This is a genomic window from Desulfuromonadaceae bacterium (assembly GCA_019429445.1).
Classification (GTDB): Bacteria; Desulfobacterota; Desulfuromonadia; order Desulfuromonadales; family JAHYIW01; genus JAHYIW01.
In genome coordinates, this window is record JAHYIW010000045.1 from 1 (window position 1) to 11,590 (window position 11,590).

Here is an 11,590-nt window from a genome sequence, read left to right on the forward strand (position 1 = left end):
GTCTGATCGTGCAGGAGTTCGTCCCGGCCCAAGCGCCGCCGGGCGCCTCGAACCTGGTAACCATCCAGGCCAACTTCAACTACACCAACGCCAACCCCGCACTGACCGGCAGCTATACGCACCAGGATCTCACCATCGTCAGCGACGTGGCCCTGCTGTTAACCAAGGAGGTGCGCAATGTCACAAGGAGCGAACCGTGGGCGACCATGAACACGGCCAAGCAGGGGGAAGTGCTTGAATACCGCATCACCTATCTCAACAACGGCGTTCATTCAATCAACAACCTGGTGGTCAACGACTCCACTCCGGCCTTCACTACTCTCTATGAGTTGGCCCTGTGCGGCTCGCCCCTACCGTCTTCACTCTCGTCGTGTGAGGTTTCGGCTTCACCGCCTGTAGGGTCGCCGGGCGCGATCAAGTGGACTTTTACCGGCTCCCTTGACGGATCGGCACCCGGGACGGTTACTTACCAGGTGAAGGTGGAATGAGCATGATATTTGACTGTTTAATAAAACTATCCCGGAAGATGGGTTCTAAGAATTAAATCTGATAAAAACATACTATGGATTAAAAAAGTTGGGGATGGGTTAAAGAAATTTATCGATTAAAAATATAGTGAGATTTACATTTTCCCATCAATCAAGCTTATAAGATCATTTTCTGGGTAGATTTCTACTCGTAATCGTCCGTCGGGAAGAATAAGCGACGGAGTTCCTGTTATGCCTAAAGACGCAGCCAACTTTATATTCTCATCTACCTCTTTGGAATCACAGTCCGTTGTTCGCCAGCCGATTTGCGTTTTTTCGGTGTGGGAATCGGCGTGATGAAATCAGCCCGGCGGCGTTTCTCGATAATCTTTTGTGTCGGCTGACCAGACGCATCAAGCTGTATGCAAAGGGACAACCACAAAGGCGGGAAGAGGCCCCTCGTTTCGTACCAGAACGGCCACATGTTACGCTTTCAGAACCGCCTCACTTTATCAGAGGTTAATGAGTTCTTGAAGAAAAAAGACCTGTTGGCGGAGCAAAGACGTTTTCATTGGCTCGGCCTGAAAACCACAAGAGGCTGCAATGCGTGACCGGAACGGAGCAGGATAGAAGGGCAGGGTGGGGTGAAGATGGTTGGCTGGAAAAAATAGTTGGACAGTAAAAAACCCGCCTGATCAGGCGGGTTTTTTATGATTTATCTGGACTGCTTTCGATTATTAACTGATTGGTGCCGAAGGCGAGACTCGAACTCGCACGTCCTTTCGAACACACGCCCCTCAAGCGTGCGTGTCTACCAATTCCACCACTTCGGCGCGGATGTATTTATACTGATTTAACCAAAAGCTGTCAACCGTTTTGTGCCCGATTTTGTGCCCGATTATTCTTTGGTTGAGGGCGGCGCGGGGACCGGAGCCGTCGGCAGCGATGACTCTTGAGCAGGGGGGGAGATACTCTCAGGCATGACACTGCTTGATCCCGGTTTACCGTAGAAATAAGCCAGTGTCAGGCTGGTCAGCATGAAGATAACTGCGGTCATGGTGGTTAAACGGGTCATGAAGCTTTTGCCGGCGGAGGCGCCGAACACTGTCTGGCTGGAGCCAGCACCGAACGAAGCACCAATTTCAGCGCCTTTTCCGGCCTGGAGCAGCACAATGACGATGAGCATAAAACAAACAACAACATGCAATCCGATAAGTAGTGTGGTCATGTAGAAATAAACTCCTATTTAACTTGGTCTTTGCAGGGTCGCGCACTTTAACATAAAGGCCATCCCCGAACAAGGTGAAAAGCTTATTCGGGCTGTATGAAATGAATCAAGCTCAAAAAATCGGCCGCTTTCAGGCTTGCTCCACCGACCAGTGCCCCGTCGATATCAGCGCGTTCCATCAATCCATCGATATTGTCAGGCTTGACACTGCCACCATAGATGATGCGGGTTTGCTCCGAGGTTGACTTGTCAAAAATACCGGCGAGAGTTCCGCGCAGGAAAGAATGTACCTCTTCCGCCTGATCGGCTGACGCGGTCTGGCCTGTTCCGATCGCCCAGACCGGCTCGTAGGCAATGACGACCTGCTGCATATCAACCGCCGTGAGACCGGCAAGTCCCTTGCGCACCTGATCGTGAAGAATCTCCATCATCGCGCCGCTATCACGTTGTTCAAGGGTTTCCCCGACACACAAGATTGCCGCAAGCCCTCCGGCGATAACCGCTTTAATTTTTTTGTTGATAAATTCGTCACTCTCGTGGAACAGTTGTCGCCGTTCGGAATGACCGATAATCACATATTTACAACCGACTCCACGGAGCAGGGCGGGTGATACTTCACCGGTGAATGCGCCGCTGGCCTCCGGGTAACAGTTCTGTGCGGCAACGGCAATTCCCGTACCGCTCGTCGCGTCGGCAACCGCTGTTAAAGCAGTAAAAACGGGGGCAACAATAACGTCAACACGGGTCTGATTCGCAAGCCCCTTTTTGAGTGCTTCGACAAGATCAAGGGCTTCCGGGATGGTATTATGCAGTTTCCAGTTTCCGGCGATGATCGGTTTACGCATAGTGGTATACTCCTGCTGAACGATTATTTACAGTCTGACAGGGCGGCAATCCCTGGCAGCTGTTTGCCTTCGAGGAACTCAAGTGATGCGCCACCACCGGTGGAGATGTGGGTCATACGGTCACTCAACCCTGCCTGAGTAACCGCGGCAACCGAATCACCTCCACCGACGATTGAAACATTATCGGCTTCTGCCAGCGCTCTGGCTATGGCGAAGGTCCCTTTGGAAAAAGCCGGGAATTCGAAAACCCCCATCGGGCCGTTCCAGATCACCGTCGCGGCGGTGGCTAAAACATGGGCATAGCACTCAATGGTCTGCGGTCCGATATCAAGCGCCATCCAGTCGTCGGCAAAATCGTCGTTGGCGCAAATTTTAGATTGAGCGTCGGCGGCGAAACGATCAGCAATAACATGGTCGGTTGGCAACAAAAATTCAACCCCTTTTTCCGCGGCCTGAATCATCAGCCGCTCCGCCAGTTCCAGTCGCTCCGTCTCGACTAACGATGCGCCGACATCAAACCCCTTGGCTTTCAGGAAGGTGTAGGCCATGCCGCCACCGATCAACAGAATGTCGACTTTGTCAAGCAGGCTTTCAATCACCGGGATTTTATCACTTACCTTGGCACCACCGAGGATTGCAACGAACGGTTTTTTTGCTCCAGACAATGCTTGCCCAAGGTAGTGGATCTCTTTTTCAAGGAGCAGGCCACAGGCCGATTGCGGCAGAAAATGAGTAATCCCTTCGGTTGACGCATGGGCGCGGTGGGCCGTGCCGAACGCATTATTGACATAGACATCAGCCAATGCTGCCAGTTGTTTGGCAAATGCAGGATCATTATCAGTTTCGCCCTTGTGAAAGCGCACGTTTTCGAGCAACAACACATCGCCGACGTGCATTGCCGCCACCATTTTTTCGACCTCCGGGCCAATGCAGTCCGGAGCCATGGCCACCGGTTTGCCTAGTAAATCAGCCAGTTGCGGTGCAACCCCGCGCAAACTGAATGCTTCCTGCGGGATCCCCTTCGGACGGCCCATGTGTGAGGCCAGAATAACCCGGGCGCCGCGCTCGATAAGCATCTGAATGGTTGGCAGCGTGGCAATAATCCGTGTATTGTCCGTTACATTGCCCTCGTTATCACGTGGAACGTTAAAGTCAACGCGACAGAAAACCCGTTTACCGGCAACGTCCAGGTCGGTGACTTTCAGTTTGTTCAACATGGTACACATTTCTCCATAAAAAATAAAAAGGGCAGGGTACGCTACCCTGCCCCTCGAATGTTTAACAGAATTTATCTCTTGGCAATATATTTGACCAGGTCATACAGCCGGTTCGAGTAGCCCCATTCATTGTCGTACCAGGACAGAACCTTGACCATCTTGCCACCGATAACGTTGGTCGACAAACCATCAACCGTCGAAGATGCCGGATCACCGTTAAAATCGCAGGACACCAGCGGTTTATCAGTGTAGGCAAGGATGCCCTTCAGTGGGCCATTGGCCGCCGCCTTGAGTGCGGCGTTGACCGCTTCGGTTGTGGTTTCTTTTTCTGTTTCGATAACCAGGTCAACCAGCGAAACATTCGGCGTCGGCACGCGCACCGCCATGCCGTCAAGTTTTCCTTTCAATTCCGGCAGGACCAGCGAGACCGCCTTGGCGGCTCCGGTTGAGGTCGGAATCATCGAAACTGCGGCGGCGCGGGCACGGCGCAGGTCGGAGTGGGGCAGATCAAGGATTTGCTGGTCGTTGGTATAGGAGTGAATCGTTGTCATCATGCCTTTAACGATACCGAACTCCTTCAGCAGTACCTTGGCCACAGGGGCCAGACAGTTGGTGGTACACGATGCGTTGGAAATCACCCGATCAGTTGTCGGGTTATAATCGGCTTCGTTAACCCCCATGCAGACCGTCAGATCAACATCTTTCCCCGGAGCACTGATAATGACGCGCTGAGCGCCAGCCGCAAGGTGCTTGCCAGCGGAGGTTTTGTCAGTAAAAAATCCGGTTGATTCGATCACCGTTTCAACACCGAGTTGTTGCCACGGCAGGTTGGCAGGGTCACGTTCCTTAATGACCTTGATCCGCTTGCCGTCAACGACAATGGCATCGCCGTCAGCCGACACCTCAGCCTTGAAAATACCGTGTACCGAATCGTACTGGAGCAAGTGTGCGAGGGTTTTGGCATCCGTCAAATCGTTAAGAGCGACAACATCTACCTCAGGATCCTGCCATGACGCCCGGAAGAAGTTGCGACCGATGCGACCGAAGCCGTTAATTGCGACTTTTACTGCCATTTTTAAGCCTCCCTGAACAAGAAAATTGGACGTGAAAAAAGTTGTTTAGCAAATTAAAATCAGCGGATGATAGCGAATTGACGGCCGCTGGTCAAGACTTTTTAGCCCAACTTCCTCACCTGGTTCACCCCCCCCTGGTTCCGGCACGGTTGAGAACTGATTGTAACATGACTTCTGTTTGCCGTTGACTTGCCTGGATGGTGCTGATATAGTCTCCAAAATTTTCAATACCTTCAGCTTTTATCTTTTGTCCCTTTTAAATCAGTCCCGAGAGATTGACAAAGGTGGCCAGCCTTGAACGTGCCAGACGTAGAACAATTAAAAGAGCAGTCGGATACCTTTTCACTATGGTGTGGAGAGGTATTTTTTTGTCTTGGAAACCATTTATCGGAGGTGATTTGCGATGGCTGAACAGGGAACCTTGATTTTGGACAAAGCCGGTGTGCGCCGCGCCCTGACCCGGATTGCGCACGAGATTATCGAACGCAACAAGGGGGTGAAGAATGTTGCTTTGGTGGGCATTCGCAGTGGTGGTGACGATCTTGCCAAACTGCTGGCTCGCCAGATTGCCGCGATCGAAAATATCGAGGTGCCACTCGGAACGATCGACATTACCATGTATCGTGACGATCTCGATTCGCGTGGTGGCAAGCCGATCGGCAAGACAGAAATTCCTTTTTCTCTTGACGATATGAAGATCGTCCTTGTGGATGATGTGCTCTTTACCGGGCGCACCATTCGTGCGGCGATGGATGCCTTGATGGATCTTGGCCGACCGCGCGCGATTCAGCTTTCTGTGTTGATCGATCGGGGACATCGGGAGTTGCCGATTCGCCCCGATTTTGTCGGGCGGAATCTGCCGACAGCGATCAATGAAAAGATCGATGTGGTTTTTGATGGGGAACGTAATCCGCTTGAAGTGCGGCTGATCAAATCCTGACGGGAGGTCAATACTCATGGCATTCAACCACAAGCACATCCTCGGTACCGAATATTTAAGCCGCGAGGATATCCAGTTGATCCTGGATACCGCAGAAAGTTTTCGTGAGATCAATACGCGGTCAATCAAAAAAGTACCGACCTTGCGCGGTAAAACGATTATCAACGCCTTTTTCGAAAACAGCACGCGGACGCGTTTGTCCTTTGAGATTGCCGGAAAACGGCTCTCTGCCGATACTGTCAATATCTCCGGTTCAACGTCTTCGGTCACCAAAGGGGAAACCCTCGAAGATACCGCCCGCAATATCGAAGCCATGCATCCGGACATTATCGTGATCCGTCACGGTCATTCCGGTGCGCCGCACTATCTTGCCGAGCGGCTGCATTGCTCCGTAATCAATGCCGGCGACGGCGCGCATGAACATCCCAGTCAGGCATTGCTTGATATGCTGACGATGCGTCAGCATAAGGGTGAAATTGATGGCTTGAAAGTCGCGATTGTTGGCGATATCGCTCACAGTCGCGTGGTGCGTTCGAACCTTTACGCCCTGAATAAAATGGGTGCTGATGTTCACCTGGCCGGTCCCGGAACGATGATGCCGAGCGGCATTGAACGTCTTGGAGCCACCGTCCATTATGACATCCGCGCAGCGATCAAGGATGCTGATGTGGTGATGATGCTGCGGATTCAGCTGGAACGGCAGGGGTTGACGCTGCTACCGACCTTGCGCGAATATGCACGCTTTTTCGGGTTGAACGATGACGTGCTCAAACTCGCCAAAGCGGATGCGATTGTCATGCATCCTGGGCCGATGAACCGCGGTGTGGAAATTTCTTCCGCAGTCGCCGACGGGCCGCAGAACGTCATCCTCGGGCAGGTAGAAAACGGGGTTGCCGTGCGCATGGCTTTACTTTATCTGGTTAGCGGTGGCGAGCAGGCCGTCGAATAAATTGACATTATTTGCAAAACATAGGTGAGGACTACTATGAAAATCCTGATAAAAGGCGGCAGAGTTATCGATCCCTCTCGAAATTTTGACCAGGTTGCGGATCTGCTGATCGAGGACGGCAAAATCACTGCTATTGAAGCAACGATCAACACCAACGCGGCTGATCACGTCATTGACGCCAGCGGTCAGCTGGTTACCCCGGGGCTGATCGATATTCATGTCCATTTGCGCGATCCGGGGCTGGAGTACAAAGAGGATATTATCACCGGCACGTTAGCGGCGGTCGCCGGTGGTTTTACCTCGGTGGCGTGTATGCCGAATACCAAACCGGTGAATGATAATAAAGCGGTTACCCAATATATGATCAATAGGGCGAAAAACGATGGCTATTGCAACGTTTTTCCGATCGGTGCCATCACCAAAGGAATGGCCGGGGAGACCCTCAGCGAGATGGGGGAACTCAAGGAAGCGGGATGCCTGGCGGTCTCTGATGACGGTCGACCGGTCAGTGACGGTGAGGTCATGCGTCGCGCCCTGGAATATTCCCGTTCATTCGGCATAACGGTTGTTTCTCATACCGAAGATCTGTCGCTGGTCGGGGAGGGGGTCATGAACGATGGTTTTGTGGCCACCGAACTTGGTCTGAAGGGGATCCCCTGGGTTGCTGAAGATACCATGACGGCACGCGACGTGATGCTCGCTGAATTCACCGGTGGACGTCTGCATGTGGCGCACATATCGACCAAAGGCGGAGTTGAAATTGTCCGTCAGGCCAAGGCGCGTGGGGTCAACGTAACCTGTGAAGCGACTCCGCACCATTTCACCTTGACCGATGAGGCGGTGCGCGGGTACAACACCGACGCCAAAATGAATCCGCCCCTGCGCAGCGCCGCAGATGTCGCGGCAATTCGCGCCGGACTGGCAGATGGCACCATCGATGCCATCGCTACCGATCATGCTCCGCACCATATCGACGAGAAGAATGTCGAGTTCCGTATCGCCATGAACGGCATCGTCGGGCTGGAAACGGCCCTGCCGCTAACGCTGGAGCTGGTCGCCGCAGGGACAATCGATTTGCCGCGTGCGGTTGCGTTGCTGAGTTGCGGTCCGGCTCACGCGCTCAACATTCCTCGCGGGACGCTGGACATTGCTGCTCCGGCGGATGTAACCGTTATCGACCCATCACTGGAGTGGATCGTGGTGCGCGAAGAGCTGAAATCAAAAAGCAAAAACACGCCGTTCACCGGACGTAAAATGAAGGGTGCGGCGACCTGTACCATTGTCGGTGGTAAGATAGTTTTTAGTCGATAATACGTAGAGTTAAACTCTATTATCTTATGTATAACATCAGGAGATTAATGTCATGAGAGCAGCACTGGCGCTTGCCGATGGCCAAGTGTTTTACGGCAACGCCTTTGGCGCAACGGGCGAGGTTTACGGTGAGGTCGTCTTTAATACCAGCATGACCGGCTATCAGGAGATTCTCACCGATCCGTCTTACGCGGGTGAAATCGTCACGATGACATATCCGCAGATCGGCAATTGCGGGATCAATCGTGAGGACGTTGAATCTGCCCGGCCTCATCTGTCCGGGTTCGTGATCAAGGAGAACTGCAACTTTCCCAGCAACTGGCGCTCCGAAAAGACCCTCGATGCCTATCTTGAAGAGAACAATGTTGTTGGCATGGAGGGGATCGATACCCGCGCGCTGGTTCGGCACATCCGCGACAAGGGTGCCCAGACCGGAGTTATCTCAACCCTTGATCTTGATGCTGACAGTCTGGTCACTAAAGCCCGTCAGGCACCATCGATTGTTGGTCAGGATCTGGTCAGAACGGTTACGTGTGCACAACCCTATGTCTGGGACGAAGGGGTCTGGACTCTTGGTGAGGGTTATGCGGTCGCCCCAGATACAGCGCGTTTCAAGGTCGTTGCTTACGATTTTGGCATCAAACGCAACATTTTGCGCAAGCTGGTCTCCAACGGCTGCGCGGTGACGGTCGTGCCGGCGACCACTCCCGCGCACGAGGTGCTGAGCATGGAGCCGGATGGCGTTTTTTTGAGCAATGGCCCAGGGGATCCGGCGCCGGTCAGGTACGCTCAGGAGACGATTCGCCAGCTGTTGGGCAAGGTGCCGATCTTCGGTATCTGCCTCGGACATCAACTGTTGTCCATCGCGCTTGGGGGAAATACCTACAAACTCAAGTTCGGCCATCGCGGCGGCAATCAGCCGGTTCTCGATAAAGCTACCGGGCGGGTTGAAATTACCGCGCAGAATCATGGTTTTGCCGTTGATCCGGCAACGCTGGAGAGTGACATTGAGGTCAGTCATATCAATCTGAACGACCAGACGGTTGAGGGGATCACGCATAAAAAGTACCCCGCCTTTTCGGTACAGTACCACCCTGAAGCCTCCCCTGGGCCGCATGATGCACACTATCTTTTCGCCCGTTTTATCGATTTGATGCAACAGGATGAACGTTCATCGCGTTGATCGTAAATCAGAAAAGGAAACCATATGCCCAAACGCACCGACATCAAAAAAATTCTCATCATCGGCTCCGGCCCGATCATTATCGGTCAAGCTTGTGAATTCGATTACTCCGGCACCCAGGCTTGCAAGGCGCTGCGTAAACTTGGTTACCAGATTGTTTTGGTCAACTCGAACCCGGCGACGATCATGACCGACCCGGGATTGGCCGATGCGACCTATATTGAGCCACTCAACGTTTCTAGCCTGACCGAAATTATCGCCAAAGAGCGCCCCGATGCCCTGTTACCTAATCTGGGCGGTCAGACCGCGCTCAATCTGTCGATGGCACTGGCCGAAGCCGGGGTGCTCGACAAATTCCAGGTTCAGGTGATCGGGGTGAATCTCGCTGCCATCAAGCGCGGTGAAGACCGGGAAACCTTTAAACAGACGATGGCGCAACTCAAGATCGAAACTGCGCGTAGTGACATTGCCACCAATCTTGATCAGGCGCGTGAAATCGTTGAGCGGACCGGTCTGCCGGTGGTCATTCGTCCGGCCTATACGATGGGCGGCACTGGTGGCGGTTTTGCCTATAATCTCGAAGAGTTTGAAGACATTGCCTCACGTGGCCTTGCTTTGAGTCCGGTCAGCCAGATTTTGATCGAAGAATCGGTGCGCGGCTGGGAAGAGCTGGAGCTGGAGGTGGTGCGCGATGCCAAAAATCAGAAGATTACCGTCTGTTTTATCGAAAATGTCGATGCCATGGGGGTTCACACCGGTGATTCCTTTTGCACTGCACCGATGCTCACCATCAGCGCTGCGTTACAGGCGCGATTGCAGGATTATGCCTACCGCATCGTCGATGCCATTGAGGTGATCGGCGGCACCAATGTCCAGTTTGCGCATGATCCCCAAAGTGGTCGCGTTGTCGTGATCGAGATCAACCCGCGCACCTCGCGCTCGTCAGCGCTGGCATCGAAAGCGACCGGCTTTCCGATTGCACTGGTCTCCGCCATGCTGGCAGCGGGGCTGACCCTTGATGAAATCCCCTACTGGCGTGATGGTACTCTTGATCAGTACACCCCCTCCGGTGACTATGTGGTCGTCAAGTTCGCGCGCTGGGCCTTCGAAAAATTCAAAGGGGTCAAGGATCAGCTCGGCACTCAGATGCGTGCGGTCGGTGAGGTCATGAGTATTGGCAAGAACTATAAGGAAGCGCTGCAAAAGGCGATTCGCTCCCTTGAAAATGGGCGTTATGGTCTTGGTTTTGCTAAAGATTTCAACCGCAAATCGCTTGATGAACTGCTGGACCTGCTGGTCGAACCGAGCAGTGAGCGCCAATTCATTCTTTACGAGGCGTTGCGCAAAGGGGCGGACATCGGCTTCCTGTCACAGCGTACCGGTATTAAAGTCTGGTTTTTGCAGCAGATGCTGGAACTGGTAGAACGCGAAGAACAACTCCTGGCGCATAGTGGACAACTCCCTCCCGACGCGTTGTTGCGTCAAGCCAAAGAGGATGGATTTGCAGATCGTTATCTGGCGCAGATCCTCGCCCTGCCTGAAACGGCGGTGCGTGAGCGGCGACTGGCTCTTGGAATCTGCGAGGCATGGGAAGCGGTGCCGGTCAGCGGGGTCGAAAATGCGGCCTATTATTTCTCGTCATACAACGCACCCGACACCGTGCCGGTCAGCACCCGGAAAAAAATCATGGTATTGGGCGGTGGTCCGAACCGGATCGGGCAGGGGATTGAATTTGATTATTGCTGCGTTCACACCGCCTTCGCCTTGCGCGATGCCGGATATGAAACGATCATGGTCAACTGTAATCCCGAAACCGTCTCCACCGATTATGACACCTCGGACAAGCTTTACTTTGAACCACTGACGGTCGAAGATGTGCTGTCGATCTATCATAAGGAACAGCCCGAAGGGGTGGTTGTGCAATTTGGCGGCCAGACCCCGTTGAATATTGCCGCTGAATTACAGGCCGCCGGGGTCAGGATTCTCGGTACCAGTCCGCAGACGATCGACATGGCAGAAGACCGGGAACAGTTCAATGCGATGATGAACAGACTCAACATTCCGCAGCCCGAGTCGGGGATGGCCAGTACCCTGGATCAGGCACTCAAAATTGCCAACCGTATCGGTTACCCGTTGATCGTCCGTCCTTCATATGTGCTCGGAGGTCGGGCGATGGAAATCGTCCATGACGAAGAGATGTTACGCGAATACCTGCAAAAAGCGGTGGATATTGCGCCAGAACGTCCAATTTTGATCGACCGTTTTCTCGATAATGCGCTCGAAGCCGAAGCCGATGCCATCTGTGACGGCGTCGATGCTTTTGTCCCGGCGGTGATGGAACATATCGAAATGGCCGGAGTACACTCCGGTGATTCCG

Annotated in this window: 10 protein-coding genes and 1 tRNA gene; 6 read left to right on the top strand and 5 right to left on the bottom strand. The window is 53.3% G+C overall.

What is annotated here, in order from left to right; translation table 11 throughout:
• On the top strand, positions 1 to 488 hold a 488-nt coding region (locus tag K0A93_13015; GenBank protein MBW6513010.1), incomplete at its 5' end, for a hypothetical protein.
• Positions 489 to 1,213: 725 nt separating this feature from the next.
• On the opposite strand, the gene K0A93_13020 is transcribed toward K0A93_13015, so the two are convergent.
• From K0A93_13020 to gap, 5 genes are all read right to left on the bottom strand, one after another.
• Positions 1,214 to 1,300, bottom strand: a tRNA-Leu gene (locus tag K0A93_13020).
• 65 nt (positions 1,301 to 1,365) lie between these two features.
• Positions 1,366 to 1,695 (bottom strand): preprotein translocase subunit SecG, encoded by a 330-nt coding sequence (secG, locus tag K0A93_13025; protein MBW6513011.1) that lies wholly within the window; start codon positions 1,693 to 1,695, stop codon positions 1,366 to 1,368.
• Positions 1,696 to 1,778: 83 nt separating this feature from the next.
• Complete coding sequence (tpiA, locus tag K0A93_13030) at positions 1,779 to 2,540, bottom strand: triose-phosphate isomerase (GenBank protein ID MBW6513012.1); 762 nt, start codon at positions 2,538 to 2,540, stop codon at positions 1,779 to 1,781.
• Between the two features lie 23 nt (positions 2,541 to 2,563).
• The gene (locus tag K0A93_13035; protein MBW6513013.1) at positions 2,564 to 3,754 is read right to left on the bottom strand and encodes a phosphoglycerate kinase; all 1,191 of its coding nucleotides are present in this window, start codon (positions 3,752 to 3,754) and stop codon (positions 2,564 to 2,566) included.
• Positions 3,755 to 3,828: 74 nt separating this feature from the next.
• Complete coding sequence (gap, locus tag K0A93_13040) at positions 3,829 to 4,830, bottom strand: type I glyceraldehyde-3-phosphate dehydrogenase (protein ID MBW6513014.1); 1,002 nt, start codon at positions 4,828 to 4,830, stop codon at positions 3,829 to 3,831.
• A 403-nt stretch (positions 4,831 to 5,233) separates the two neighbouring features.
• Here gap and pyrR point away from each other — a divergent pair, with 403 nt between their 5' ends.
• From pyrR to carB, 5 genes are all read left to right on the top strand, one after another.
• A complete protein-coding gene (pyrR, locus tag K0A93_13045; protein ID MBW6513015.1) occupies positions 5,234 to 5,770 on the top strand; it encodes a bifunctional pyr operon transcriptional regulator/uracil phosphoribosyltransferase PyrR in 537 nt (178 codons plus the stop codon).
• Between the two features lie 16 nt (positions 5,771 to 5,786).
• Positions 5,787 to 6,719, top strand: a complete 933-nt coding sequence (locus tag K0A93_13050; protein ID MBW6513016.1) for an aspartate carbamoyltransferase catalytic subunit — start codon at positions 5,787 to 5,789, stop codon at positions 6,717 to 6,719.
• 36 nt (positions 6,720 to 6,755) lie between these two features.
• A complete protein-coding gene (locus tag K0A93_13055) occupies positions 6,756 to 8,030 on the top strand; it encodes a dihydroorotase (GenBank protein ID MBW6513017.1) in 1,275 nt (424 codons plus the stop codon).
• Positions 8,031 to 8,082: 52 nt separating this feature from the next.
• Complete coding sequence (carA, locus tag K0A93_13060; protein ID MBW6513018.1) at positions 8,083 to 9,213, top strand: glutamine-hydrolyzing carbamoyl-phosphate synthase small subunit; 1,131 nt, start codon at positions 8,083 to 8,085, stop codon at positions 9,211 to 9,213.
• A gap of 24 nt (positions 9,214 to 9,237) precedes the next feature.
• Positions 9,238 to 11,590: carbamoyl-phosphate synthase large subunit (carB, locus tag K0A93_13065; protein MBW6513019.1), on the top strand; the 2,353-nt coding region annotated here is incomplete at its 3' end.

What these genes read in the sequence shown, in the direction of transcription:
- pyrR (MBW6513015.1), top strand. Translation starts at nt 5,234, where the DNA reads ATGGCTGAACAGGGAACCTTGATTTTGGACAAAGCCGGTGTGCGCCGC.
- K0A93_13050 (MBW6513016.1), top strand. Translation starts at nt 5,787, where the DNA reads ATGGCATTCAACCACAAGCACATCCTCGGTACCGAATATTTAAGCCGC.
- secG (MBW6513011.1), bottom strand. Translation starts at nt 1,695, where the DNA reads ATGACCACACTACTTATCGGATTGCATGTTGTTGTTTGTTTTATGCTC.
- tpiA (MBW6513012.1), bottom strand. Translation starts at nt 2,540, where the DNA reads ATGCGTAAACCGATCATCGCCGGAAACTGGAAACTGCATAATACCATC.
- gap (MBW6513014.1), bottom strand. Translation starts at nt 4,830, where the DNA reads ATGGCAGTAAAAGTCGCAATTAACGGCTTCGGTCGCATCGGTCGCAAC.
- K0A93_13055 (MBW6513017.1), top strand. Translation starts at nt 6,756, where the DNA reads ATGAAAATCCTGATAAAAGGCGGCAGAGTTATCGATCCCTCTCGAAAT.
- carA (MBW6513018.1), top strand. Translation starts at nt 8,083, where the DNA reads ATGAGAGCAGCACTGGCGCTTGCCGATGGCCAAGTGTTTTACGGCAAC.